The organism is Kitasatospora sp. cg17-2 (genome assembly GCF_054031055.1).
The window spans coordinates 9,381,113-9,406,880 of record NZ_CM132923.1; the positions used below are offsets into that span (position 1 = coordinate 9,381,113).

The following is a 25,768-nucleotide window of genomic DNA, read 5'->3' on the forward strand; positions in this document are numbered from 1 at the left end:
AGGCGAGGGCCCGGGTCTACGGGCCGGTCGGGCCGGTCGGGCCGACCGTCCCGACCGTCCCGACGGGCTTCGCCGGGCCCGGCCGCCGCTCGTCGGGGTGCCCGGGCAGGAAGTCGTCGGTGAACTCCGTGCCGCTGAGGGCGGCGTCGACGCGGGCGCGGATGTAGGCGCCGGTCATCGGGCAGTCCAGCGGGCGGTCGGTGCGGCAGTCCAGCATGTGCTCCAGTACGGCGGCGGCCCGGGTGAGCCTGCGGATGCGTGCGAGCATCCCGTCCCGCTGCTCGGTGATCAGGGCGTGCCGGTCCTCGACGCGTTCGCACTCCAGCACGGCGGCGGTGTCGGCGATCGGCATCAGGCCGTCGTCGTGCCACAGCTGGGCGTACGCGAGCTGCTGCAGGCCGTCGTGGTCGTAGTAGCGCACCCGCCCGCGTCGGGCGGCGGGGCGGACCAGGCCGCGTTCCTCGTAGTAGCGCAGGGCGGGCACGGACAGGCCGAACGCCTCGGCCACCGCACTGATCGAGAACAGCTGCTGCTCCATCGTCCCTCCGGGTGCGGGGTTCTGGCACTTGCGCTCAAGCGCGCTTGAGCGTGAAAGGTAAGGGCATCCTAACGTCCACCTCGAAGGGCAGGGCAGTCCCGTGCCGGTCTCCTCATCCGCCGACGCAACGACCGCCGGAGCAACCTCCGGAACAACCTCCGCCGGAGCAACCGCCGGAGCAACGTCCGCCGGAGCAACGTCCGCCGGAGCAACCGCCGCCGCCGGAACAACCGTGCCGCCCGCCCCCGCGGCGGGCGTACTGCTCGTCGTCGGCTTCGTGCTGCTGAGCCTGAACACCCGGGTCGCGTTCGGGCAGATCGGGCCGCTGGCCCCGGTCGCCCACTTCGGCCCCGCCGCGGTGACCGTGCTGGGCCTGCTCCCGCCGCTGTGCATGGGTCTGTTCGCGCCGCTCGCCCCGCTGGTGCGGCGTCGGCTCGGCGAGGAGCGCGGTCTGCTGTGGGCCAGCGTCGTGCTGGTCGTCGGCGCGGTCCTGCGTATGGCCGGGATGCCGGGCCTGTACGCCGGCACCGTCGTCGTCAGCCTCGCCACCGCGGTCGTCAACGTGCTCGTCCCGGTCTTCGTCCGGACCCGGTTCTCCCATCGGCGGGTCGGCACCATGATGGGCGTCTACGCGCTGTCCATGGGCGTCGGTTCGGCGATCGTCGCGGCCCTGGTCGCGCCCGTCGCCCAGGCCTCCGGCGGCTCCTGGCAGCTCGCGGTCGGCCTCGCCGTGGTGCCGGCCGTGCTCGCGGCGGTGGGAATCGCACCGCAGGCCCGCGTCCACCGGCCCCGGCCCGCACCCCCGGCGGCCGCCGCGACCGCACCGCGTCCGCACGTGGCCCGCACCAGGCTGGCGTGGAGCCTGACGGCCTTCTTCGGCATCCAGACCCTCGCGTTCTACACGGCGCTCGCCTGGCTGCCCTCCGTCCTCATCGCCTCCGGCACCGGCCGGACGGCCGCCGGGAGCTGCCAGGCCGTCCTCATCCTGGGCGTGGCCGCGGGCGGCTTCCTCGCCCCCGTCCTCGCCGCCCCCCGCGCCGACCAGCGCCCGCACATCCTGGGCACCGTCCTGGTCTGCGCCGCCGGGTTCACCGGACTGATGCTCGCGCCGAGCGGACTCCCGGCCCTGTGGGCGGCCGTCCTCGGCCTGGGCCTGGGCGCCGGACAGGCCCTCCCGGGCGTGCTCTACGCCCGCCGGGGCACCGACCACGACCACGTCGCCGCCCTGTCGACCATGGCCCAGACCTGCGGCTACCTCCTCGCCGCCACCGGCCCCGCCCTCGCCGCCGGCCTCCACGCCGCAACCGGTTCCTGGACCGTTCCGCTCGCGGCAGTCACCGCGGCGCTGCTGCTCGGCGCCGCGCTGAGCGGGCGGGCAGGCCACGACCCCCGCTGACCACCGGTCAGCTCGCCGGGGCGCGGGAAGCCACGGGAGCGGTCCCGCCCACACCCCGGGCACCGCTCGGGGACTCGGGCTCCGACCGGTGCCCCACCGGGCCGGCCTGCCCGTCGGGTCGCCACAGCGCGAGCTGGACGATGCCCCACGCCGCCTCGACGACGAGGAACGGCCACAGGATCCGCGGAGCGCCGTGGGCCAGCGCGTACGCCATCCAGGAGGTGAACAGGACGCGCGCGATGCCGTCGAGCAGTCCGTGCAGCGGCAGCGGCCGGAGGATGCGCAGGGCGGCCCAGACGATCACGACCGAACCCATCAGGTTCGCGTACAGGGTCTGCCACGGGTCGAGCGCGGGCAGGAGGCCCCACCCGAGGCTGTCGCCCAGTGAGGAGAGCGCGCCGTGCACCAGCGTGTAGGTCCACGGTGTCGCGAATCCTGCGGTGACGGCGAGGTCGTACCAGGCGCTCGCGCGGACGACGCGGAGATACGCGGGACTCGCGGAGGTGAGGAGGGGGCGGTTCATGGCGGGGCTCCGGTCGGTCGGGGTCGGTGGAGCCCCACGCTAAACAGTGGAGTACGGTCCAAGGTCAAGTTCACCGTCCGAAGGGAGCACCGGGGTATGCGCATCGGGGAGTTGGCCGCGCGGACGGGACTGTCCAGGGACACGATCCGGTTCTACGAGAAGGTCGGCCTCGTCGAGGGTCGGCGCCTGGCCAACGGCTATCGCGACTTCCCGCCCGAGGCGGTGGCCTGGCTGGAGTACGTCCGCACCGCGCAGGCACTCGGATTCTCCTTGGCGGAGATCGCGCGGACCGGCGAGGAGCTGCGCGGCGCACCGGACACCGCGGCAGCGCTGTCCGCCCTGTTCGAGGAGAAGATCCAGGTCGTCGACGCGCGCATGGCCGAACTCGCCGCCCTGCGCGCCGAACTCGCCGCACGCGTCGGCACCGGATGCCCCCTGCTGGCGGCCGGCCGACCCGGATGAGGGCACGTTCGGTCGCGCGACGGCCCGGCCGCTGATCGCGGCCGTGGCCACCGCGCAGGCCGTCAGGAGGCGGTCGGCTGGTCGAACAGTTCCCGGACGGTCCCGGTGGCCAGGGTGCGCAGCCAGTGGTGCGCGCGGTCCTCGTCGTAGCGCTGGTGCCACAGGAGGTACAGCGGGACCTCGGGCAGCGGGAGCGGCAGCGGCAGGGTGACCAGGCCGAGGCGCTCCCGGGCCGTGCGGGTGACCGCGTCGGGGAGGGTGACCACCAGGTCGCTGTCGAGGGCGAGTTGCAGGGCGAAGGCGGTGGTCGGCCCGGCGGCGGCGACGCGGCGTTCGAGGCCGTGCTGGGCCAGGACGTCGTCGATCGGGGCGCGCAGGCTCCCGCGCCGCGAGACCGTGAGGTGTTCGGCGGCGGCGTAGCGCTCGACGGTCAGCGGTCCTTCGGTGAGGGGATGGCCCGGGCGGACGGTGACGGTCAGCCGGTCCGTGCCGACCAGGTGGTGGCGGATGTCGGGGAGGGTCGGAGCGGCGGGCGCGGATTCGAGGTCGACCTCGCCCCGGCGCAGTTCGGCGTCGTCCGTGCCGGGTTCGGCGGACAGGCGCAGCCGCACGCCGGGTGCCTGCTCGCGGACGGCCGTGATCAGGGCGCTGCCGCAGGCGGCGGTCAGGGTGTCGTGCCAGCGCACGGTGAACACCCGTTCCAGTGAGGCGAGTTCGAGTTCCCGCTGCGCCGACAGCAGTTGCTGGGCCTGCTGCACGAGGGTGTGGACCTGGGCGCGCATGGCGAGTGCGCGGGTGGTGGGCACCATGCTGCGGCCGGTGCGGACCAGGATCTGGTCGCCGGTGGCCTTGCGGATCCGACCCAGGGAGCGGCTCATCGCCGGGGCGGTGACGTGCAGTCGGTCCGCGGCCCCGGCGACGCTGCCCTCCTCCAGCAGGGCGTCCAGGGCGGTGAGCAGGTTCAGATCCAGTTGCATGGGAGTCACTCTACAAGCGCACGGCATGCACCAGTTGTTCATGGGCGGAGTCCTGCCTCCCCCTCGACCCGCCCGTGAGCATCGGAGGCGGTGACGGGCGGCGCGACCTGGGCGCGCGCCGGTCGTCAGCGCGCGTTCCCGGCGTGGGGGAGGCGGTTCTGGCGTTCCAGGGCGCGTTCTCCCGGTGCGCAGGCGGACAGCGTGTCGGGGTCGGTGACCGGTGGGCGGTCGGTGCGCACGACGGATGCCGCCGCCTCGTGCAGCCAGGCCGGGTGGGGTTCCGCTCCGCTGAAGGCGGCCAGTCGGCCCAGGTGGTGCTCCGGCCGGTCGAGGATGTCCTCGTAGGCGAGCGTCATCCGCCGCTGGGGCGGCAGTCGGAGGAACTCGTCGACTCCCCGTGTCATGAGGTGCGACCAGAGCCTGCCGAACGCCGCCAGCGGCATGGGGGTGCGCATGACCCGGTCGACGTCGACCTTGCCCACCAGGTGGGCAAGGTGGTCGGGCAGGAGCGTGCCGTGTTCCGGTCCGAGGTCGAACGGGGAGGCGAGCCCGAGCGATGCCACGGCCTCGGTGCGCAGCAGCAGCGTGCGGAAGGCGGCGTGCCGGCTCATGGAGCGGGCGCAGTGGGGGCCGGAGCGGCTCAGGTGCACGAAGCGGGCCTCGGGGAACAGGGCGCGCAGCGCCGGGAGGAAGGCGACCGAGGCGCCGGAGCGTTCGACGACGACGGAGCGTCGGAGGCGTTGGCCGAGGTCGGTGAAGAGTGCCCGGTACTGGTCGGCGACCGGCCGGGTGGGCCAGTGGGGAACCACGGCGGCGAGGTCGTCGTGAAGTGCGTCGGGGTCGGCTGTGAGCGCGGGCAGGGTCATGTGCGCGATGGCCGGTACGCCGGTCTCGGGGCGGAAACGCCCCTCACCGTAGGGGTAGATCATCTCCGCGGTACGGAACGCGGAGGCGGCGATCGCGTCGAAGGTGAGAGCAGGTTCGCTCAGGAGCGACCAGAACCGGCGTCCGTCGATCGGCCGGTCCTGGAACGCGCCGTCGCCCTTGGCGGCCAGGGAGGTGAAGAACTCGTTCATGCCGAGCACGTCGGGGTGGGCCTGCAGAGCGCGGGACAGCATGGTCGACCCGCACCGGCCCGTTCCCACGACGAAGGTGATACGCACACGGTCTCCGGAACGTCAGGTCATGGTGTGATCGAACGCCGCCAGTACCTCGGTGCGGACCGGTTCACCGCAGGCTCGGCTGTGCGGTGCGGGACTGCCGGAGCATCCAGTCGATGTCGTTCTCGAACAAGGAGCACGCGAAGGCGTTGTCGAACCCGGGCCGACCCGGTTGCCCCCCGGTGGCGGGGAAGGAGGTGGGGAACGGCTCGGCGGCGAGCGCGAGGGCGCTGACGTACAGGGTGGCCATGCCGCGCCGCACGCTGCGCCGGAGCTCGTCCCAGCCGGGGTAGTCGGTCACCCTGGTGGAGAAGGGGTCCAGCTGGAGCGGCGGCGGGATGGGGTTTCCCGCCCGGGCGAGTGACCGCTGGATGACCTCGGACCACTGACGCATGGTCAGTGCCGCACTCCCCGCCGTCGCCCAGAACTCGGGTGGCAGCGCCCGGCCGGCGACAGCGTCCAGGGCGAGCCGGTGGACGGCCTGGGCGACGTAGTCGCGGGGAACCATGTCGACGAGGTGGTCGGGGTGTCCGAACATGGCCGGCAGTCCGGCGCTCAGCATCGACACGATCCGGTGCGCGTTCTGCAGTTCGGGCATCGATCCGTCGAGCGAGTCGCCCATGACGACCGAAGGGCGGACGATCGACCACGGCTGTCCGCACTGTCGGACCCGCTCGTCGGCGGCGGCCTTGGACCGGTGGTAGAAGGAGGGCCTGGCATGGGTCACCGCACCGACCTCAGCCTCGCGCGGGGCCTGCGCGTACCGTTCGGCGAACGCCGTCGAGACGAACACCAGGGGGCAGCGGGCGGCCTCGGCCAGCGCGGTCACCTCGGCCGCGCCACCCTCGTTGACCGCGTGCAGCTCCTCGGGGGAGGTGGTGTAGTTCACGCTCCCGGCCATGTGCACGATCACGTCGGCGCGTTGGGCCAGCTGCGAGAAGACACGGGGGGCCAGGCCGAGCCGCGGTGCCCTCAGTTCGATCGGCACCTGCGCGCAGTCCAGGTCCAGAACGCGGCGGCCGGTGAGGGCCACCACCTCGAACGACGAGGTCAGTAGCGGCGCCGCCGTGCTGCCGACCACTCCGGACATTCCGGTGACCAACGCAACCGGCTTCATCGGGCCTCACCTGTTCTTCCGCTCCGCCCCCGGTGGAGTCGCCGCCGGGAGGACGGTCACCGACCGTCCTCCGCACGCTAGCCACCGACCGTCGGTTCGTGCTCGCCACAAGGGAGGATGTCCCACGAAGGACTGAACTGCGCCACCCGGTAGGGGGTTGGGAGCGCGGCCGGGGTCGACGCCGGCGGACACCCGGACACCCGGGCACCCGGACACCCGGACACCCGGGCACCCGGACACCCGGGCACCCGGGCACCCGGGCACCCGGGCACCCGCACCTGCCGGTCCGCAGCCGACCGGTCAGCGGTTCACCGCGCGCATCCCGTCCTCGTCGTAGCGCTCGCCCTCGACCGCGGGCAGCTCGGCGTCGATGCGCGCCAGGTCCTCGCTGGTCAACTCGACGTCGACGGCGCCCGCGTTCTGCTCCAGGTAGGTCCGGCGCTTGGTGCCCGGGATCGGCACGAGGTCCTCGCCCCGGGCCAGGACCCAGGCGATCGCCAGTTGGGCCGGGGTGACGTCCTTCTCCGCGGCGATCTCCTTCACCTTCTCGGCGAGCCGGAGGTTGGCCGCCAGATTGCCCTCGGCGAAGCGCGGGTTGGTGCGGCGGAAGTCGTCCTTGTCGAGCTCCTCGGGGGAGCTGAAGCGGCCCGCGAGGAAGCCCCGGCCGAGCGGGGAGTACGGCACGAAGCCGATTCCGAGCTCCCGGCAGGTGGGCAGCACCTCGGCCTCCACGTCCCGGGTCCACAGCGAGTACTCGCTCTGGACGGCGGTCACCGGGTGGACGGCGTGGGCGCGGCGGATGGTCTCGCCGCTCGCCTCGCTCAGTCCGATGTACCGCACCTTGCCCTCGGCGACCAGCTCGCCGAGCGCGCCGACGGTCTCCTCGATGGGCACGTTCGGGTCGACCCGGTGCTGGTAGTACAGGTCGATGCGGTCGGTCCCGAGACGCGCGAGCGAACCGTGGACGGAGCTGCGGACGTGCTCGGCCGAGCCGTCCTGGTGGCCCACGGTCGACATGTCGCCCGGAACGGCCTTGTCCATGCGGTAGTTGAACTTGGTGGCGATCACGTACTCGTCACGGTGGCCCCGGACGGCCTCGCCGACCAGGGACTCGTTGGTGAGCGGTCCGTAGACCTGCGCCGTGTCGAGGAAGGTGATGCCGAGGTCCAGGGCGCGCCGGACGGTCGCGACGCCCTCGTCCTGGTCGGCCGTGCCGTAGAAGGCGGACATCCCCATGCAGCCGAGGCCGATGGCCGAAACCTGGAGATCCCGCAGAGTGCGCTGTCGCATGTGACGACCCGGCCCTTCGTCTCTCGTTGTTCCGTGGCCCGACGCCCTCCGGCGCCCCGGTCCGGACGACCGGTCCGGCCACGACTTCCCGGAGAGGACCCTACGGTGTGCCTCGCCCCCGGGGGCCGACCGGGCGTCGTTTCGGCGCGCCGCCCGACGCCCGGTTAGCCTGGGCCCGTGGTTGCCGTCTAGCAGGAAGAAGTGGCCATGAACGAAGCGGAGTTCATCAGCGCGCCCGCCCTCGTCCTGAGGTCCCTGGCCCGGGATCCCGACCGGCCGGCCGTCACCACCGCCGACGGCGCCACCCTCACCGCCGGGGCGTTCGCCGCCACCGCCTACCGCCTCGCCCACGAGCTCGTCGCCCGAGGCGTCACCCGGGGCGACACGGTGGCCCTGCTCACCGGCAACACCCCCGAGGCGCTCGCCGCCCGCTACGCCGTGGGTGTGGCGGGCGCCCGGGTGGTCAACCTCTACGACGGCATGAGCACCGCCGTCCTCGCCGGGATCGTCGCCAGCGTCGACACCGCCGTCCTCCTCGTGGACGCCGAACGGTACGCGGAGGCAGCGGAGTTGACCGCCCTGGCCGACGTGCCGACGGTGCTCGCCCTGGGCCCCGGCCCCGCCGGGGTCGGCGAGGACGCCATCGCGGCCTCCGCCCACCGGCCGGCCGAACCCCCGGCGGTGCGGATCGGCCCGCAGGACCACCTGGGCATCCGCCACACCGGCGGCACCACCGGCATCCCCAAGGGCATCCTCAGCCTGCACGGCCCCTACCGCCGGGCGTTCGACGTGCCCTTCGGCCCGGACGGGAAGGCACCCCGCTTCCTCGCCGCCACCTCCATCGCCCATCTCGCCGGAGTACTCAGCGATCTGACGCTCCATCACGGCGGAGAGGTGTTCCTCCAGGGATCCTTCGACCCCGGCGAGGTGCTGGCCGCGGTCGAACGCGAGCGCATCACCGACCTGTGGGTCCTGCCGCCACTGCTCCACCGGCTGCTGGACCACCCGGCGATCACCGGCACCGACCTCTCCAGTCTGCACCGCGTCAGTTACGGCGGCTGCGTCGCCTCACCGACCCGCGTCCGCGAGGCCATCGAGGTGTTCGGGCCGATCCTGACCGGCGGCTACGGGATGTCGGAGGCGCAGAACATCGCCGTCCTCGCCCCGCAGGAGCACGACCGGACCGGCCCCGGCGGACAGCTCTCCGTCGGCCGCCCCCTCCCGGGCGTCGAGGTGGCGGTCCGCTCCGCCGACGGCGCCGCGCTGCCGGCCGGGGAGCAGGGCGAGATCCACGTCCGCTCGCACTCCCTCATGGCGGGGTACTGGAAGCGTCCCGAGCTCACCGCCGAGGTGCTGCGCGACGGCTGGCTGAGCACCGGCGACATCGGCCACCTCGACCAGGACGGCTACCTCTACCTGGCCGACCGGCGCACGGACCGGATCATCGTGGTCGGCGGCCACGTCTACCCGTCCGAGGTGGAGGAACTGCTGCTCACCCACCCGGCCGTGGCCCAGTGCGCCGTCCTCGGCGTGCGCGACGCGCAGCAGACCGAGCACGTCCACGCCGTGGTGGTCCCCGCGTCCGGGCAGCACCCGGACCTGGCGGACGTCCGCGCCTTCGTCACCACCCGCAAGGGCCGGATCTACGCGCCGGAGGCGCTGCACCTGGTGCCCGAGATCCCGCTCACCTCCGCGGGCAAACCGGACAAGAAGCGTCTGCGCGCGACCCTCGCGGGCGACGGTCCGGGCGACCGGCCCTGAATCCGGTGGGCCGCCTCACAGGAGCGTGAGCACCTCCCGGTGCGCTCCGTCGAGGACGAGGCCGTTGTCCCAGCGGACCCGGACCGTCACCCGCCTGCCCCGCTCGCGGTGGGCGGTCCACTCCGGTTCCAGCTCGGCGATCTCCGTCTCCAGCCGCTCCCGGCTGGCCGCCGGCATGGTGTGCCCGTAGTCCTCGAACAGCGCCTTGAGCCGCTGGTACTCGCGGACCTCCTGGCTCTCCGGCAGCTCCCCGTCCACCCGCTCGACGGTGCCCTCGATGCCGGCGCCCAGGGCGAGGAACCCGACCGCGGCCCCGGGATCCCCGCCGAAGGCCTCGCCGATCCCGAGGTCCTCCGCCAACCGGACCCGCCGGCCTGCCTCCAGGGTCATCCGTCCGCTTCCTCTCCGTCGATCCGTCGCGGTTCCGCCGAGGTTCCGTCGTGGTTCGGCCGTCGTTCCGCTGCCGCCGCCGACCCGGCGGGCCCGCGACCAGGCCATTATCCGTGCCGCCGACCCGGCCCCTGGCCGGGGGCCGCACCGGGTCGGCACCGCGTACGGCCGGCCGTCACGCGAAATTCACAAACCGGCATCTACTCGCATAGACCGACGGTGCGCCATCCTGGTGCGGCATTCGCGGGCGAGTCCGAGGTCCACCACACCCTCACCTGGAGAAGCCGATGAAGCAGAGGAAGCCCATGACGCCCATGACGCTGCTGAAGCCGATGAAGCCACGTACCGCAGGCGCCGCAGCCACCGTCCTCGCCCTGGCCCTGGCCGGCCTCGCCGTCTCGGCGCCCACGGCCGGCGCCAGCGGCACCAAGCTGTCGCAGGCGACGGCGGCCGGTCAGTTCCGGAACGCCGGCATCACCTGGAGCTCCAGCGGCGGCTGCACCACCCGCTCCAACTCCACCTGCACCTCGTTCGAGCAGATCAACTCGGGCACGGTGAGCACGATCATCACCCTCAAGCAGTCCAGCGGCTGCGCGATCAACATCACGGGCGGGACCGAGGTGGGCCACGCCTCCGGGACCTACAGCCACTACAACGGCTACAAGGTCGACATCTCCCGCAGCTCCTGCATCGACGGCTACATCCAGAACAGCTTCACCTACATCGGCCTGCGCGGCGACGGCTACCCGCAGTGGAAGGCGGCCTCCGGCAACCTCTACTGCAACGAGGGCAGCCACTGGGACATCCTGGTCTACTGACGCCGGTCCACGGGGGCCGGCTGCGCCGGCCGGCCCCCGTTCGCGCGGGAAGCCGGGGAAGCCGGGGATGCCGGGGATGCTGGGGATGCCGGGGAGGCCGGCCCTCACTCACCCTCGGTGAACGCCTCCCGCAGCCGGGCCTCCTCCTCCGCCGAGAGGTTGGTCTCCAGGAGCTCCGCCTGCCGGCCGTCGAACTCCGCCCTGACCCGGTCGACCACGGCGTCCGAGCTGAGCACGAACAGCGCCGAGGTGCCCGGGGTGACCTTCTCCCGCACCTGTCGCACGAAGTCGTCGTCGATGCCGACATGCGCGAGGTGCCCCCCGAGCGCGCCCCCGGCCGCGCCCAGTGCCGCGCCGAGCAGCGGGACGAAGAAGATCAGCCCGAGGATGAAGCCCCAGAAGGCGCCACCCACGGCCCCCATCCCGACCATGTCGCCCAGATGGCGGGTCCTGGGCTTCCGCGCACCGTCGGGCCAGCTGACCACGGCGCCGTCCTGGACCTTGATCAGCTCCTGCCGCTGGAGCTTCTGCAGGGTGTCGAGGGCTTCGTCCGCCCCGGTCGCGGTGGGGAAACGCCAGACCGTCAGGGTCGCCATCTTGGCCTCCGAATCGCAGGGGAATGCCCGGAGCCCCATCGTCGGCCCGGGTACCGGCCGCCGCCACGCACGGCCGTCGGACGGGCGACCGGGGCGCCCCGGCGGACCCCCGGTGACCCCCGGTGACCCTCGATGCCCCGCCCCGCTTCGCCCCCGGACGGCCGAAGACGGATTGACGCCGCCACCGGGCGGCCACAGCGTGGCAGATGGCGCCCCCTCCGCGGATCCGTCCGGCCCGGCCGGCCGTCCAGGTCCACCCGACCGCGCGGACGGAGCGACCGGCGGGCTGCGAAAGGAACCGGTGCGGGCGATGTCGGACGGACGGGCGGCCAAACGCGTCGCGAAGTTCATCAAGCCACTGCGGGTGAAGCCGGGGTCGACGGTGGACCTCACGGAGGACTTCGACCCCCGCTACAAGGCGGACCTGAAGAAGCGCGACGGCGTCGAACTGCTGGCCACCGGGGTGTCGTTGCTGGCCGACCTCCAGGCGCGGCTGGCCGCCCAGGACACCTACGGCGTGCTGTTCTGCCTCCAGGCGATCGACGCCGGCGGCAAGGACGGGACGATCCGCCACGTCATGAGCGGGGTGAACCCGCAGGGTGTCCGGGTGAGCAGTTTCAAGGTGCCGTCCGCGGAGGAGCTCGACCACGACTACCTGTGGCGGTACGCGCAGCGGCTCCCGTCGCGCGGCGAGATCGGCATCTTCAACCGCTCGCACTACGAGGAGGTCCTCGTGGTGCGGGTGCATCCGGAGAACCTCGACCGGCAGAAGCTGCCCGAGGAGGCGAAGGGCCCGGACGTCTGGCAGCGCCGCTACCGGGAGATCAACGACTGGGAGCGCTACCTCACCGACAACGGGATCAAGGTGGTGAAGGTCTTCCTGAACCTCTCCAAGGAGGAGCAGCGCCTGCGCTTCCTGAAGCGGATCGACCGGCCGGAGAAGAACTGGAAGTTCTCCGCGGCCGACGTCCGCGAGCGCGAGCACTGGGACGACTACCAGGAGGCGTTCTCCGAGATGCTGTCGGCCACCAGTACGCCGTGGGCGCCCTGGTACGTGGTCCCGGCCGACCGCAAGTGGTTCGCCCGCATCGGCGCGGCCGCGGTGCTCGCGCACACGCTGATCGGGATCGACCCGCAGTACCCCTCGCTGGACGGGCAGGCGCGCAAGGAACTCCTCGCCGCCCGGAGCGGGTTGGAGGCGGAGGCCCCCTGACCGGAGCGCCGGACCGAAGCGCCGGACCGAACGGCGCACCGTCGGCGCACCCGATGCGCCCGCGCCTGCGCCCGTGCCCGGGTCCGGCCGACCGGTCCCCGGCCCCCCGGACTCACGGCCCACGGCCCCGGACCCACGGCCCCCGGACCGTCCCGATCGTTGAGGAGTGAAGATGGCGGATCAGCCCGACCGGTCCGGACCGCAGGAGTCGCCGGGGTCGTCCCCGGGCTCCCCGGCGTCCCCGGAGCCCTGGCACACCCGGACACCGGAGCAGGTCGCCGCCCGGCTCGGTGTCGACCCGGCGGTCGGGCTCAGCGACGCCCGGGCGGCCGAACTGCTGGCCGCCCACGGCCCGAACACCCTCCCCGAGGAGAGGCGGAAGCCGGACTGGCTGCGCTTCCTCGACCAGTACCGCAGCTACATGCAGATCATCCTGGTCGCCGCGGCGGTGGTCTCGATGGCCATCGGGGAGTGGACCACGGCGATCCTGCTGCTCGTCCTGACGCTGCTCAACGCGCTGGTGGGCCTGCGCCAGGAGGGCAAGGCCGAGAGCGCGATGAACGCGCTGAAGTCGATGATGGAGGCGACGGCGCGGGTCCGGCGGGACGGGGCCGAGGCCGAGATCCCGGCCGAACAGCTGGTGGTCGGCGACATCGTGCTCGTCGCCGCGGGGGACGAGGTCCCGGCGGACGGGCGGATCGTCGTGGCGGGTTCGCTGCAGATCGACGAGTCGGCGCTGACGGGGGAGAGCGTCCCGTCCGCCAAGGACGCGGGCACGCTGACGGACGAGGGGCTGGGCCCGGGGGACCGGACCAACATGGCGTTCATGAACACCCCGGTCACCCACGGCAGCGGACTGCTCGTCGTCACCGCGACGGGTGCCGGGACGGAACTGGGCCGGATCTCCCGGATGCTGTCGGCGACCAGGAAGGAGCAGTCGCCGCTGACCCGTGAGCTCAACACCCTGACGCTGTGGATCGCGGCGGCCGCCGGCCTGACCATGGTGGTGATGTTCGCCCTCGGCCGCAGCCGCGACCAGGCGTGGGACGCGTTGTTCGTCAGCGCGGTGTCGCTGGCGATCGCGGCCATTCCGGAGGCACTGCCGACGGTCAGCCAGGTGATCCTCTCCGTCGGCAGCCTCAAGCTGGCCGAGCGCAGCGCGATCGTCAAGGAGCTGCCGTCGGTCGAGACCCTCGGCTTCACCTCGGCCGTCAACTCCGACAAGACCGGCACGCTGACGATGAACCAGATGACGGTGGTGGAGGTGGTCAGTCCCACCGACCGCTACACCGTCTCCGGCACCGGCTACCGCCTGGACGGACGGATCCACCACGCGGCGGGATCCTCCCCGGGCATCGAGGACGCCGTACTGCCCTACCTGGTCGCCAACGACGCCGAACTGGTCGACGGGGCGGTGGTCGGCGACCCGACCGAGGGCGCGCTGCTCGTCCTCGGCCACAAGGCGGGCCTGGACCTCGCGGCCACCCGGGAGCGCTTCCCCCGGCTGGCGGTGCTGCCCTTCGACCCCGGCTACAAGCTGATGGCCAGCTTCAACGAGGCGAAGGACGCCGACGGCCGTCCGGTGGTGCGCTGCTTCGTCAAGGGCGCGGCCCCGGCGGTGACCGCCCGTGCCGCCACCGCGCTCGCGGACGGCGCCGGCATCCCGTGGGACGAGGAGCTCGCCGGCCGGGCCCGGGCGCAGAACGAGCGGATGGGCGCCGAGGGCCTGCGGGTGATGGCCGCCGCCTACCGCGACCTGGACCCGGCGGACTTCGACCCGGCCGGCGACCTGCTCGGGTACGTCACCGAGCTGCGGATGACCAGCCTGGTGGGCATGGTCGACCCGCCGCGCGAGGAGTCGAAGGCCGCGATCGCCGACGCGCAGGCCGCCCACATCCGGGTGCGGATGGTGACGGGCGACGACGTCACGACCGGCGCCGCCATCGCCCGCCAGCTCGGCATCGACGGCGAGGCGGTGCTCGGCGCCGACTTCGCGGCCTGGTCGGAGCAGGAGCGGCTGGACCGGATCGACGCCATCGGCGTGGTCGGCCGCGTCGCCCCCGAGCACAAGGTGCTGCTCGCGGCCACGCTCAAGCAGAAGGGCGACGTGGTCGCGATGACCGGCGACGGGGTGAACGACGCCCCGGCCATCAAGGCCGCCGACATCGGCATCGCGATGGGCAGCGGCACCGAGGTGGCGAAGAACGCGAGCCGGATGGTCCTCGCCGACGACAACTTCGCCACCATCGTCTACGCGGTGGAGGAGGGCCGGAAGCTCTACGACAACCTCACCAAGTACATCCGCTTCGTGCTGGTGCTGCTGGTGACCTTCGTGCTCACCTTCCTCGGCGCCGCCGTCCTGAACATCGCCGCCGGCGAGCCGTTCACCCCGCCGCAGGTGCTGTGGATCCACTTCGTCGTCAACGCCCCCTTCGGCTTCGCGCTCGGCTTCGACCGGGCGAGCCCCGGCCTGATGCGGCGCACCCCGCGCCCGCGCGGCGAGTCCGTGCTGACCGGGCCCGTCCTGATCACCGTGGGCCTCGCCGGACTCGCCGTCACCGCCGCCCTGCTCGGGCTGATCAAGCTCGGCGAGACGCACTACGACAGCCTCCCGATCGGCAACTCGATGGCGTTCACCGCCTTCGCGCTCTGCCTGATCGTGGCGGCCTACGAATGCCGCAGCGAGCGCGGCTCGGCGCTCGGGGTCAGCACCTTCGACAGCAAGCAGATGAACCGGGCCGCGCTGGGGGAACTCGTCCTGGCCGTCCTGGTCACCCAGATGGACGTGTTCCACCGCATCCTCGGCACCACCGACCTCGACGCCCGCCAGTTCGGCTGGGCCCTGCTCGCCGCCGTCACCCTGCTCGCGCTCTGGGAACTCGGCAAACTCCTCGCCCGCACCCTCGCCGCTCCCCACCCCGCACCGGCCGGGTGACGCGCGGCTCCCCGGCCGCGGCCGTCAGTCCTCGGGCTGTTCGGTGTGCCAGGTCAGTTCGACCTCCAGCTCGATCTTGCCGTCCTCGAGCTCGACCTCGATCTCGGTGGAGAGTTCGTCGGGGATCCGCAGGGTCAGTCGTCCCGGTCCGAGCTCCAGCTCGGCCTGGCCGCCGCGTCTGAGCGCGGCCGCGAGAGCCTCCAGCTGACCGGCGGCCTCGGCGCGTGACAGAGTGCGCTTCTGGGTGAATTCGAGATCCTTCACGGGTGCCTCCCGCTCCCGGGGGAATCAGCGGCCTCTCCCATTCTGGTGCCGTTTCCTCCGACCGGCCCGCCGGGCGGTGGGGCGCGGACCGGCCGGCGGGGAGCCGGTGTCCACGGGCTGGGACGCGGGGCGAGTACTTTTCGTGTTCCCGCGGTCGCGCTCGGAAAAGCCGTACACGGGTCTTCACGCGCGGAGCTGCGGCGGTCCGGTGCGGTGGGTCGGGCGCGGTGTCACGGTGCGCCGGAAGTCGAGGACTTGGTTCCGTTCTGCGTCTTCCACGGCAATGTGAAGTATGCAATTGTACATGCCACACTTCACCGCACCGATGGTGTGCCGATCCCCGCGGCCTGCCCTTCGACGGTCCCCACCCATGCCCGGTCGTGACCCCACGACGCCCGGGTACAGCTCGGAGGCCCCCACTTGAGCCCCACCCGCATACCCGGCCTGCCGCACCTGGCAAGGCTGTTGACCCTCGTCCTGGCGCTCTGCACCGTGCTCGCCGTGTTCGCCCCCGGCAGCCACGCCGCCCCGACGGCCACCCCCACGGCCCCGGCCGGCACCGGCACCCTGGCACCGCAGCCCGCCGCCGGAACCTCCCCGTACACCGGGGAGGCCGACCGGGGCGCGCCCGTCCCGGCCAGGAACCGGGCACCGTTCAACGCCCCGCTGGACGCGGTGGCTTCCGCCCAGTCCCTCGGCCTGAGCACCAGCACCACCGGCCGGGCCCCGTCCGCCGGCACCGCCGCGAAGTCCCTCGGCAGCGCGGCGCCCTCGGCCACCGCGGCCGCCGAAGCCGCCTGCAACGTCTCGGACTTCACCTCCCGCACCGGTGACGCCCTGGTCCAGCAGGTCAAGGCCGCCACCGGCGACTGCGTCAACCAGCTGTTCAACCTCACCGGCAACGACGCCTACTGGGCGTTCCGCGAGGTCCAGATGGTGAGCGTCGCCGACGCGCTGCGCTCCTCGGCGTCGGCCTACCCGGGCGACAACAGCACCTCGGTCGCGCAGTTGGTGCTCTTCCTGCGGGCCGGCTACTTCGTGCAGTGGTACCACGCGTCCGACGTCGGCACCTACGGCACCGCCCTGCAGAACTCGATCCGCGGCGCGCTGGACTCCTTCTTCAACAGCGCCCGTTCGCGCGACCTGACCGCCGCCAACGCCGCGATCCTCGGCGAGACGGTCACCCTGATCGACAGCGCGCAGGAGAACAGCCGCTACCTGCCGGTGATCAAGCGGATCCTGAGCGACTACAACCCCGCCACCCACAACGGCGTCAAGGGCATGGCCGGAGCGGTCAACAACGTCTTCAGCGTGCTGTTCCGGGGTCACCAGCTGGCGAGCTTCCCGGCCGCCGTCGCCGCCGACCCCTCGCTGCTCGACACCCTCGACAACTTCGCCGCCGTCAACGGCTCCCTCTACGGCACCGACTTCGGCTACCTGCCCTACAACGCGACCCGTGAACTCGGCCGCTTCGTCCAGTACACCGCGCTGCAGCCCAAGGTCCGCCCGTTGCTCAAGGGCCTGGCCCAGCAGAGCTCCCCGAGCGGCCGGACGGCCTACCAGTGGGCCGCCGTCGCCGAGATGGCCACCGAGTACGACGCCGCGAACAGCGCCTACTACGGCACCACCGACGCGGCCGCGCGGCTGCGTTCCGGCCTGCTGGCCACCGACTTCACCTGCTCGTCGAGCATCCGGATCATCGCCCAGCAGGCGACCTCCGACAACCTGAACGCCGCCTGCCGCAGCCTCACCTCCCAGGACGCCTACTTCCACACGGTGGCCAAGGACAACGGCCCGGTCGCGGACGACCGGAACACCACCATCGAGGTCGTCGTCTTCGACAGCCCCTTCGACTACCAGGTGTTCGCCGCCTCGATCTACGGCATCAACACCGACAACGGCGGCATGTACCTGGAGGGCAAGCCCAACGCGGCCGGCAACCAGCCGCGCTTCCTCGCCTACGAGGCGCCCTTCGCCAAGCCCGCGTTCGAGGTGTGGAACCTCAACCACGAGTACACCCACTACCTCGACGGCCGCTTCGACATGTACGGCGACTTCGACTCCGGCGTGACCACCCCCACCATCTGGTGGATCGAGGGCTTCGCCGAGTACATCTCGTACTCCTACCGCAAGGTCGACTACGACGCGGCGATCTCCGCGGCGGGCCTGCACACCTACAAGCTCTCCACCCTGTTCGACACCACCTACGAGAACACCAACACCGAGCGCACCTACCGCTGGGGCTACCTCGCCGTGCGCTACATGCTGGAGCAGCACCGCAACGACGTCGACGCCGTGCTCGCCAAGTACCGCGCCGGTGACTGGAACGGTGCCCGCACCGTCCTCAAGACCACCATCGGCACCCGCTACGACGCCGACTTCGACACCTGGCTCACCGCCTGCGCCGCCGGCGCCTGCGCCAACACCACCCCGCCCGGCAACCGGGCGCCCACCGCGGCCTTCACCGCCTCGGTCAACGGACGCAGCGTCAACCTGACCGACCTGTCCACCGACCCGGACGGCACGATCGTCGGCCGGACCTGGAGCTTCGGCGACGGTACGAGCTCCACCGCCGCCAACCCCTACAAGAGCTACCAGAGCCCCGGCACCTACACCGTCACCCTGACCGTCGTCGACGACAAGGGCGCCAAGGCCACCACCAGCCGCAGCCTGGTGATCACCGCCGCGAGCGAGTGCGCCAACCCCGACGTCCGCGTCCTCGACCGCAACTGCGCGCGCAGCAACGTCTCCGCGACCACCGGGAACTACGCCCACTTCTACCTCTACGTGCCGGCCGGCACGCAGAACATCACCGTCAGCGCCAGCGGCGGCACCGGCAACGCCGACCTCTACTACGACTGGGGCAGCTGGGCGACCAAGAACAGCTACGTCACCCGCTCGGCCAAGGCCGGCAACACCGAGAGCCTGACCATCACCAACCCCCCGACCGGCTACGTCTACTTCAGCCTGCTCGCGGAGGAGGGCTTCACCGGAGTGACCGTCACTTCTCGCTACTGACCCGCGGCCCCCTGGCGCAGGCCCCGTGACCCGGGCCGCGCGGGTCCACCCTTTCCCCGGCAGGCGGCCGGGGAACGGGCCCCCGGGACACCACCGGCCGCCCGACCCCTTCCCGGGGCCGGGCGGCCGGTGCCGTGCGTCGCGGTGTGCGGGCCGTCGGACGCGGGCGGTGTCGTGCGCTGCCGGGCGCGGGCCGTCAGACGCGGGCGGTGAGGATCGCGACCCGCACGTGTTCGGTGAAGGTCTCCCGGTCGGCCGGCAGGCACCGCCGGAGGTACTCCGCGAACGCGGGTCGGTCCTCGGGCGCGGGCAGTCGGTCGGTGGGTACGGCGGAGCAGACGCCGCCGACGATCTGCTCCAGGGTGAGTTGGTCGGTGTACTCGACGACGGTCTCCCGCACCTCGCCGAAACCGGCCGCGCCCAGGGCCCGCCGGTACTGGTCGCGGTCCCGGGGCAGGGTGCCGCAGGACGGCGCGAGGCCGGTGCCGAAGTGGTGTTCCAGGCCGGCCCGGAGAGCCGGTGACCAGTCGTTCTCCTGGAGCCAGAGCGGGGTGCCGTTGGCCACCACGGCGATGCCGCCGCCGGGCCGCAGGAGCGGGAGGAGCGCGTCGAACAGCTCCTCGTGCCGCATCCAGTGGATCGCGTTGCCGATCACGGTCATCGCGAGCGAGTTCCGGCCGAGCAGGGTCCGGAGGGTGGGGACGTCGCGGTCGCCGCCGAGTATCCAGGTGGCGTTGCCGATGCCCCGCTCGGCCGCCGCCTCGCCCGCGAGGCGGAGCATGTCGGGTTCCGGATCCATGCCGATGACGGACCGGACCCGGTCGGTCAGGGGAAGGGCGAGCTGGCCGGTGCCGCAGCCGAGGTCCAGGACCACGTCCTCGGTACCGAGTCCGAAGGCCTCCTGCAGTGTGTCGACGGCCTGCGGCGGGTAGCCGCGGCGGTACTTCGCGTAGTAACCGGCCACGTCGCCGCTGAATGCCCGAGTCATGGCCGACACCCTGCCACCCCGGCGCGGGGGCGGGACAGGCCTCCGGTCCGGTGATCGCTGACGGCGGAAATCCCCGGGGCGACGGTCGGACGGACGCGCCGTCGGACGGGCGGGGGAGGGGCGGTAGCGTCGCGGACACCGCCCGCCGGGACCCGGCGGGCCCCGTCCCCGGAGGTTCCCTTGCCGCAGATCCTGGTCGACCACTCGGCCGAACTCGACTTCGACCGTGCCGTTTTCGCCGAGGAGGTGCACCGGGCGATCGTCGAGGTGATCGACACCGCCGTGCCGGACTGCAAGACCGTCTTCCGCCCGGCCGAGCGGTACGTGGTGGGCGACGGGTCGACGGGGGAGGCGGTGGTGCTGGTGGAGATCAAGATCCTGGCCGGCCGCAGTGCGGAGCAGCGCGCGGAGCTGACCGCCCGGGTGCTGGCCGTGCTGGAGTCCTGCGTCACCGTGCCGGCCGCGATCGGGGTCGAGGTCACCGAACTGGACCGTGCCACCTACCGCTTCGTCCACCACCGCTAGCCGCCCCGCCGCCCCGCCGCCCCGACGCCCCGGCCGACGACCGCCGGCCGGGGCGCGCGGGATCCGGTCAGTTCACGCAGGTGACGATGACCTCCCAGTAGCCGGGGGCGATCACCTCGACCTCCGAGCTGCACTGGGCGTCGGTGAAGCCCGCGGCGTGCGCGGCGGCCCAGGCCCGGTTGGTGGCGGCGGACGGGTTGGGGCCGTAGGCCCTGAAGAGCTTGGTCGCGGTGGTCGACGCGTCGGCGGCGGTACCCGCGGCGCCGAGCAGGGCCGCGGTGGCGAGCGCCACGGCGGCGATGCGGCGAGGAAGCGAACCCATGGCTGTTCTCCACTCTCCTGGATGGACGGTGCGGGAAACGGCACGTGCGCTGTCGTTGCAAGCAGGGACTGTAGCAACCGATGTGACGGTCCGACAGATGCCGGTGGGCCGGGATCGATCGGGGGCGGAGGGGGCCCTCGGCCCGGGGTGCCGGGGCGCGCCGTCCCGGGGAGTGCAATTCATTTCAGTTTATATTCTGGCGCGGCATCGGAGCTTGCCCGGCGGTCGGGGAGTGGACTTCGTCGGCGCCGGTCGGTCCTGCGGAAGTCGGTCCTGACCTGCGCGCTCGACCGCTTCTTGTCCGGGGTTTTGCCAAGAGGCGGTGTGTCGTTCTCTTGACGCGGGTGACGCGGGTTCATCACTCTTGGCCTCGGCCAGCTGGTGTGGCTGAGATGGAGAACCTGATTCATCTCAGCTCATGCCTCCTCATGGCCTCGACCACGAGTCGTGGAAGGAGGTGTCCGTCATGAAGAAGATCGTCGTCCGCAAGGCCGGCCCGGTCCGCCTGACCAGCACGGCGCGTGCGCTGTACCTGCCGTGGGACTGCATGGTGCAGGTCTGATCCACCCCGAGGGCAGGGGACGGCGGTGCCGGTCGGGCGCATCACGACCGGCACCGCTCACCCTCCCCTCGGCCCGTCCGCGCCACCACCCGTTCGTCCGCGCCACCCGCCCGTTCCCTCCGCCCGCCCACCTCCCGCAAGGAGGCCCCGTGCACTCCCCGGTGGACAGCAACTCCGACGCCCCGGGCCTCGACCTGGACCGACCGCTGCCCATGCGCCGGCTCGTGTACCTGGAGGAGGCCGACGAAGTCACCATCGGCAGCCCGGAGACCGACACCTACGCCGTCTTCCCGGCCGACGGCGCGGAACTCGTCCGGATGCTGGCCGACGGCCTCACCCCGCGCGAGGCGGCCGAGCGCTACCGGGCCGCGCACGGCGAGAGCGTGGACATCGCCGACCTGGTCGAGGTCCTCGCGGAACTCGACCTCTTCCGCCCCGCCGACACACCGACGGCCGAAGCCGCGCCGGTGCGCTGGCAGCGACTGGGCACACTGCTGTTCGGCCGGCCGGCGCTGCTCGGCTACGCGCTCGTGACGGCCCTCGCCGCGGTCGAGATGGTCCGGGTGCCCGCCCTGGTCCCGCGGACCGACAACCTGTTCTTCACCACGTCGTACACCCTCGTCGTCCTGCTCCTGTTCTTCGGCCAGGCACCGCTGCTGGCGCTGCACGAGGCGTTCCACGCCCTGGCCGGGCGTCGGCTCGGCCTGCGCTCACGGCTCTCGGTCGGGCACCGCCTGGTGTACCTGGTGCTGGAGACCTCGCTCGACGGCCTGGTGAGCGTGCCGCGCCGGAAGCGCTACCTGCCGATCCTGGCGGGCATGCTGGCCGACGTGCTGGCGATCGCCGTGCTCACCCTGGTCGCCGACGCGACGCGCGGGGGAGCCGCCACCGTCGCCCGGCTCTGCCTCGCGATCGCCTACGCCACGGTGCTGCGGCTGGCCTGGCAGGGCTTCTTCTACCTGCGCACCGACCTCTACGTGCTGCTCAGCACCGCGCTGGGCTGCGTGAACCTGCACGCCGCCGCGGTCGACGTGCTCCGCAACACCGTCCGGCGGTTCACCGGGCGGCGGCCGCAGGTGGACCTGGAGGCCCACCATCCCGTCGACCGGCGGGTCGCCCGCTGGTACGCCTGGCTCATGGTGGTCGGCTACGCGTTCACCCTGACGATGTTCGCCGGCGTCGTCGTCCCCACGGCGTACCGGCTGCTGCACGACGTGTGGCTGCGGATGACCGGCCAGGGGTCGACGGCCGCCCGGCTGGACTCGATCGTCCTGCTGCTGCTGAGTCTCGGTCAGACCGCCGCCGTCGTGGTCCTCGCCGTCCGGGAGCGCCGCGCTGCCCGGCGCCCCGCCCCCGCCCGGACGGCCTGAACCCCGGACGTCCCGACCCCGGCCTCCCGCACCCCGTCGGCAGGCGCACCGAGTCACCACCGCGCCGCGTCACCACCCGCCCCACCTCCCCGTCACCGCACGAAAGGCAGCTGTGCCATGGCCGAACACCGCCACCACTGGGTCCGCGCCGCCGGGCGCCACGCTCGCGCCGCCGCCCGCGCGACGCTCGACCTGCCGCCCGTGCTCGCCGTGGTGAACGCCGACCGCCGCCTGCGCGGGCCCTACACGGCCGTCGGATCGATCCTGCGGGCGACCCTCCCCGACGCACTCGCGCGCTGCCCCGAAGCCGTCACCGGGCACGACATCGAGATCCTCTCGACCACCCCCGAACTGCGCGACCTGGTGCCCGCCACCCGCGAGACGCTCACCTCCCTGGCGGTGCCCAAGGAACGCACCCGCTTCTACTCCGCGCTGCGCACCCTGCGGATCGCCCACGGCCTGGTCGAGTTCCTGGAGGCGTACCTGCGCGCCCTCGGCACGGGCCCGCACACCCTGGTGGTCGAGGACGCGCACCGGGCCGATCCGACCGACGGCGAATTCCTCGCCGTCCTGCTGCGACGGATCGACCCGGCACTGCTGACCGTGGTCGTGACCACCGGTACCGAGCCGCTGGAGCGCCCGGCCGGCCCGGGCCGCGAGACACTGCCCGACGCGCTCGCCGCCCACTGCGCGGTGCTCGACCCGGCCGCCGCGGAGACCGCGGCCGCCCCGGAGCCTGCCGCGCCCGGGCAGGCCGGACTCGCCCACGCCCACATCGCCCACGCCCACATCGCCGCCGACGGCATCGGCGACGACGCCGAGGCGCTCGCCGCCTACCTGGCTCTCCCGGCCGACGAACGCGCCCGCCTGCACGACCTGCGGCGCGCCGAACTGGAGACGGCCGGCGAGTCCTCGCTGCGACTGGGGGCCATCGCCTGGCACGCGGAGCACGGCAGCGACCCGGCCGGCGTCGGCGCGGACATCCTGCGCCACGCCCTCGACCACTGCATGGACCTCGGCTACTACCACGCCGTGGTGGACCTCGGCGAGCGCGGCCGGCGGCTGGTGACGCACGAGAGCAACCCGAACCACTGGTGGGCCTTCACCACCAAGATGACCACCTCCTTCGCGGCGCTCGGTCTGGCGGAGCGGGCCCTGCCGCTGTACGACGAGGCCCGAGCGCTCAGCGCCTCGCCCGAGGTCCACATGCAGGCCGCGTACGCCACCGCGATGCTGCACACCCGGCACTTCGAGGCCGGGCGCCGCGACCACCAGCTGGCCCGCGCCTGGGTCAACCAGGCGATCGCCTTCGCCCGTTGGCACCCGGACCCGAAGGAGCGGGAGGCGCGGGTCGTGTTCAACCGCAACGGGCTCGCGCTGATCGAGGTCCACCAGGGGCGCCCGGCCGCGGCGCTGGAGCTGCTGGACGCCTGCATCGCCCGGCTGGACGAGACCCTGGAGCCCGACGAGCACGCGCTGCACCGCTCGGTGCTGCTCTACAACCGGGCCCAGGTGCACGCGGCACTCGGCCACCACACCGAGGCCGTCGCCGACTACACCGCGGTGATCGAGTGCGACCCCAACTACGCCGAGTACCACTTCGACCGGGGCATGCTCTGGCGCGACCTCGGCGAGCCGGAGCGGGCCCTGGCCGACTACGAGCACGCCATCCGGCTCTCCCCGCCGTTCCCCGAGGCCTACTTCAACCGGGCGGACGTCCTGGCGGAGCTGGGCGACACCGAGGCCGCGGCGGCGGACTTCGGATATGTGCTCCAGCTCGACCCGGAGTTCGACGAGGCCCGGATCAACCGGGCGGCCCTGCTGATCGAGACGGGCTCCCACGACCTCGCCCGGGCGGACCTCGCCGCCGGGCTGGAGCGGAACCCGAAGAACGCCCGACTCCTCTGCCTGAAGGGGCAGTTGCTCGCGGCGGAGGAGGATCTCGCGGCGGCGGCCGGGGCCTACGCGGAGGCCGTCGACGTCGACCCGGAATCCGCCGAGGCCTGGGCCCTGCTCGGGGAACTCCGCTACCAGGAGGGCGATCTGGACGGCGCGGGCAGCCACCTGGCGCGCGCGGTCGAGCTGTCCGCGGAGCCGGGCATCCGGTTCAACCTGGCCGTGGTCCACCACGACGCCGGCCGGTACGGCGAGGCCGTCCGGCTGCTGGACGAGGTGGTGGACGCGACCGAGGACGTGGACGCGCGCCTCCAGCGGGCCCGTTGTCTGCTCGGGCTGGACCGTCCGGAGGCGGCCAAGGCCGATCTGCTCGCCTGCCTGGAGGCGGATGCCGGGGCGGCGGAACAGGTGTACGGGCTGATGCCCGAGCTGGCCCGGGGCTGAACCGGCCCTCCCGGCAGTGCTGTTGGACCCCGTCGCATCCGTCGCATCCGCCGCCCCGCCCCCCGCTGCCGCCGGGCCGCGGGTCCGGTGGGGCGGCGGGGCGGTGGGGCGGTGGGCGGTGTGGTGCCCAGGGTGACCTCAGCGTGCCGCCGCGACCCCGGCCAGCTCCGCCCGCACCCGGCGCCGGACATGGGCCATCACCGGTGAACGGCGATAGGCGGCGGCCACCCCGACCAGCCACGCCGCCTCCTCGCGGAGACCGGCCGTGAGCGGGTGCGGCACCCACCCCTCGGCGGGGCCGACGGGGAAGCGGTGCCCGGCGCGGGCCGCCTCCAGGGCGGCGGCGATCGCGGCGGCCTCGACCAGGATCGCGAACTGCTCCGTCCCGGCCGGGCGGACCACCTCGCCCACCCAGAACGGCACCCGGGGGTGCAGGTGCGGGCGGAGGGACAGCTGGCCGTCGCGGATCTCGATGATCCGGCGGAACAGCGCGAACCGGACGCCCCCGCGCCGGCCGCCCCCGGGGCCGAACCACGGCTCGGGGGTGACGAGTTCGATCTCCGGACGCTCCGCCCGCAGGGCCGACCAGAGGGGGCCGAGCCGGTGGAGGTCGGCCCAGTCGCGGACCGGTCCGCCCCCCTCACCCATGCCGTACCGTTCCACGCGCCCGCGTCCCGCCGCGTCCGGCTCCCAGCCGGAGCACGCCCTCGGCCAGCTGCCCGACCACCGAGGACCGTTGACGCCGCAGCACCCGGTGCAGGACCAGCGAGGCGACGAGCTCCGCCTCCTGCTCCTGCCGCTGCGTGTACGCCGACCGTCCGAGCACCCGGCGGACCAGCTCGCCCGACAACCGGGGCGTCAGCGCCTCCCGGACGTTCTCGCCGAGCCCGGCGCCGTCGCCGGTGTGCCGGCAGAGGAGGTGGCCGATCTCGTGCAGCACGATGTGCTGTTGGTGCAGCGCGGTGGTGTCGACGGCGTAGCCGATGTAGTCCGCGCGGTCGGTGCTGATCAGCACACCGCAGGGCGAGTGCGCGGGGCCGGAGAGCGGGACCAGTTCGATGGGTCTGCCGCGCAGCCGGGCGAGTGAATCCGTCAGGGCCCGGATGTCGAAGGGCTCGGGGAGCGGTATCGAGTCCGCGACGCCGCGACATCGGAGCCAGAGCCCCCGCTCGACCCCACCCGGATGCCCCATGTCCGTACCCC

General features: G+C 73.0%; 23 protein-coding genes. 10 read left to right on the plus strand and 13 right to left on the minus strand.

The window, feature by feature from the left end; genetic code table 11:
- Positions 1-16 precede the first annotated feature (16 nt).
- A complete protein-coding gene (locus ACW14Y_RS39290) occupies positions 17-538 on the minus strand; it encodes a MerR family transcriptional regulator (RefSeq protein ID WP_456985204.1) in 522 nt (173 codons plus the stop codon).
- Positions 539-770: 232 nt separating this feature from the next.
- Here ACW14Y_RS39290 and ACW14Y_RS39295 point away from each other — a divergent pair, with 232 nt between their 5' ends.
- Positions 771-1,934, plus strand: a complete 1,164-nt coding sequence (locus ACW14Y_RS39295; protein ID WP_456985205.1) for an MFS transporter — start codon at positions 771-773, stop codon at positions 1,932-1,934.
- 7 nt (positions 1,935-1,941) lie between these two features.
- On the opposite strand, the gene ACW14Y_RS39300 is transcribed toward ACW14Y_RS39295, so the two are convergent.
- Positions 1,942-2,457, minus strand: coding sequence for a hypothetical protein (locus ACW14Y_RS39300; protein ID WP_456985206.1), 516 nt, complete (start codon positions 2,455-2,457; stop codon positions 1,942-1,944).
- Between the two features lie 96 nt (positions 2,458-2,553).
- Here ACW14Y_RS39300 and ACW14Y_RS39305 point away from each other — a divergent pair, with 96 nt between their 5' ends.
- Entirely contained in the window at positions 2,554-2,919 is a 366-nt protein-coding gene (locus ACW14Y_RS39305) for a MerR family transcriptional regulator (RefSeq protein WP_456985207.1), read from the plus strand.
- A 62-nt stretch (positions 2,920-2,981) separates the two neighbouring features.
- Here ACW14Y_RS39305 and ACW14Y_RS39310 read toward each other — a convergent pair whose 3' ends face one another.
- The 4 genes from ACW14Y_RS39310 to ACW14Y_RS39325 all read right to left on the minus strand — a co-directional run bounded on the left by ACW14Y_RS39310 (position 2,982) and on the right by ACW14Y_RS39325 (position 7,463).
- Complete coding sequence (locus tag ACW14Y_RS39310; protein WP_456985208.1) at positions 2,982-3,896, minus strand: LysR family transcriptional regulator; 915 nt, start codon at positions 3,894-3,896, stop codon at positions 2,982-2,984.
- Positions 3,897-4,021: 125 nt separating this feature from the next.
- On the minus strand, positions 4,022-5,059 hold the full coding sequence (locus tag ACW14Y_RS39315; RefSeq protein ID WP_456985209.1) for a sulfotransferase: 1,038 nt from the start codon (positions 5,057-5,059) through the stop codon (positions 4,022-4,024).
- Positions 5,060-5,123: 64 nt separating this feature from the next.
- Positions 5,124-6,173 carry an SDR family oxidoreductase gene (locus ACW14Y_RS39320; RefSeq protein ID WP_380300292.1) on the minus strand — a complete coding sequence of 350 codons (1,050 nt, stop codon included), beginning with the start codon at positions 6,171-6,173 and terminating at the stop codon, positions 5,124-5,126.
- Between the two features lie 300 nt (positions 6,174-6,473).
- The gene (locus tag ACW14Y_RS39325) at positions 6,474-7,463 is read right to left on the minus strand and encodes an aldo/keto reductase (protein ID WP_456985210.1); all 990 of its coding nucleotides are present in this window, start codon (positions 7,461-7,463) and stop codon (positions 6,474-6,476) included.
- Positions 7,464-7,670: 207 nt separating this feature from the next.
- Between ACW14Y_RS39325 and ACW14Y_RS39330 the strand changes: the two genes are divergently transcribed.
- A complete protein-coding gene (locus ACW14Y_RS39330; RefSeq protein ID WP_456985211.1) occupies positions 7,671-9,224 on the plus strand; it encodes an AMP-binding protein in 1,554 nt (517 codons plus the stop codon).
- 15 nt (positions 9,225-9,239) lie between these two features.
- Here the strand turns inward: ACW14Y_RS39330 and ACW14Y_RS39335 are convergent, their stop codons facing one another.
- Complete coding sequence (locus ACW14Y_RS39335) at positions 9,240-9,614, minus strand: hypothetical protein (protein ID WP_456985212.1); 375 nt, start codon at positions 9,612-9,614, stop codon at positions 9,240-9,242.
- A gap of 314 nt (positions 9,615-9,928) precedes the next feature.
- Here ACW14Y_RS39335 and ACW14Y_RS39340 point away from each other — a divergent pair, with 314 nt between their 5' ends.
- Entirely contained in the window at positions 9,929-10,432 is a 504-nt protein-coding gene (locus ACW14Y_RS39340) for a hypothetical protein (RefSeq protein WP_380300321.1), read from the plus strand.
- Positions 10,433-10,536: 104 nt separating this feature from the next.
- Here the strand turns inward: ACW14Y_RS39340 and ACW14Y_RS39345 are convergent, their stop codons facing one another.
- The gene (locus ACW14Y_RS39345; protein WP_380439686.1) at positions 10,537-11,028 is read right to left on the minus strand and encodes a DUF1269 domain-containing protein; all 492 of its coding nucleotides are present in this window, start codon (positions 11,026-11,028) and stop codon (positions 10,537-10,539) included.
- Between the two features lie 310 nt (positions 11,029-11,338).
- Between ACW14Y_RS39345 and ACW14Y_RS39350 the strand changes: the two genes are divergently transcribed.
- Together ACW14Y_RS39350 and ACW14Y_RS39355 are read left to right on the plus strand one after the other, a co-directional pair.
- The gene (locus ACW14Y_RS39350; protein WP_380387619.1) at positions 11,339-12,241 is read left to right on the plus strand and encodes a polyphosphate kinase 2 family protein; all 903 of its coding nucleotides are present in this window, start codon (positions 11,339-11,341) and stop codon (positions 12,239-12,241) included.
- A 172-nt stretch (positions 12,242-12,413) separates the two neighbouring features.
- Positions 12,414-15,176, plus strand: a complete 2,763-nt coding sequence (locus tag ACW14Y_RS39355; protein WP_456985213.1) for a cation-translocating P-type ATPase — start codon at positions 12,414-12,416, stop codon at positions 15,174-15,176.
- Positions 15,177-15,200: 24 nt separating this feature from the next.
- Here the strand turns inward: ACW14Y_RS39355 and ACW14Y_RS39360 are convergent, their stop codons facing one another.
- A complete protein-coding gene (locus ACW14Y_RS39360) occupies positions 15,201-15,440 on the minus strand; it encodes an amphi-Trp domain-containing protein (protein WP_340634921.1) in 240 nt (79 codons plus the stop codon).
- 420 nt (positions 15,441-15,860) lie between these two features.
- Here ACW14Y_RS39360 and ACW14Y_RS39365 point away from each other — a divergent pair, with 420 nt between their 5' ends.
- On the plus strand, positions 15,861-18,458 hold the full coding sequence (locus ACW14Y_RS39365; RefSeq protein WP_456985214.1) for a collagenase: 2,598 nt from the start codon (positions 15,861-15,863) through the stop codon (positions 18,456-18,458).
- A gap of 196 nt (positions 18,459-18,654) precedes the next feature.
- On the opposite strand, the gene ACW14Y_RS39370 is transcribed toward ACW14Y_RS39365, so the two are convergent.
- Complete coding sequence (locus ACW14Y_RS39370; protein ID WP_456985215.1) at positions 18,655-19,446, minus strand: class I SAM-dependent methyltransferase; 792 nt, start codon at positions 19,444-19,446, stop codon at positions 18,655-18,657.
- Positions 19,447-19,626: 180 nt separating this feature from the next.
- On the opposite strand from ACW14Y_RS39370, the gene ACW14Y_RS39375 reads away from it, so the two are divergent.
- Positions 19,627-19,971: a 5-carboxymethyl-2-hydroxymuconate Delta-isomerase gene (locus ACW14Y_RS39375; protein ID WP_380300283.1), complete on the plus strand. Its 345-nt coding sequence runs from the start codon at positions 19,627-19,629 to the stop codon at positions 19,969-19,971.
- Positions 19,972-20,038: 67 nt separating this feature from the next.
- On the opposite strand, the gene ACW14Y_RS39380 is transcribed toward ACW14Y_RS39375, so the two are convergent.
- A complete protein-coding gene (locus ACW14Y_RS39380; RefSeq protein ID WP_456985216.1) occupies positions 20,039-20,293 on the minus strand; it encodes a hypothetical protein in 255 nt (84 codons plus the stop codon).
- A gap of 711 nt (positions 20,294-21,004) precedes the next feature.
- Between ACW14Y_RS39380 and ACW14Y_RS39385 the strand changes: the two genes are divergently transcribed.
- Positions 21,005-22,225 (plus strand): hypothetical protein, encoded by a 1,221-nt coding sequence (locus ACW14Y_RS39385; protein WP_456985217.1) that lies wholly within the window; start codon positions 21,005-21,007, stop codon positions 22,223-22,225.
- 117 nt (positions 22,226-22,342) lie between these two features.
- Positions 22,343-24,565, plus strand: a complete 2,223-nt coding sequence (locus tag ACW14Y_RS39390) for a tetratricopeptide repeat protein (protein ID WP_456985218.1) — start codon at positions 22,343-22,345, stop codon at positions 24,563-24,565.
- A gap of 138 nt (positions 24,566-24,703) precedes the next feature.
- Here ACW14Y_RS39390 and ACW14Y_RS39395 read toward each other — a convergent pair whose 3' ends face one another.
- Together ACW14Y_RS39395 and ACW14Y_RS39400 are read right to left on the minus strand one after the other, a co-directional pair.
- Positions 24,704-25,213 carry a DUF6545 domain-containing protein gene (locus ACW14Y_RS39395; protein WP_380300279.1) on the minus strand — a complete coding sequence of 170 codons (510 nt, stop codon included), beginning with the start codon at positions 25,211-25,213 and terminating at the stop codon, positions 24,704-24,706.
- Positions 25,206-25,757, minus strand: coding sequence for a ParH-like protein (locus ACW14Y_RS39400; RefSeq protein WP_380438410.1), 552 nt, complete (start codon positions 25,755-25,757; stop codon positions 25,206-25,208). The genes ACW14Y_RS39395 and ACW14Y_RS39400 overlap by 8 nt, the downstream gene beginning before the upstream one ends.
- Positions 25,758-25,768: the final 11 nt, after the last annotated feature.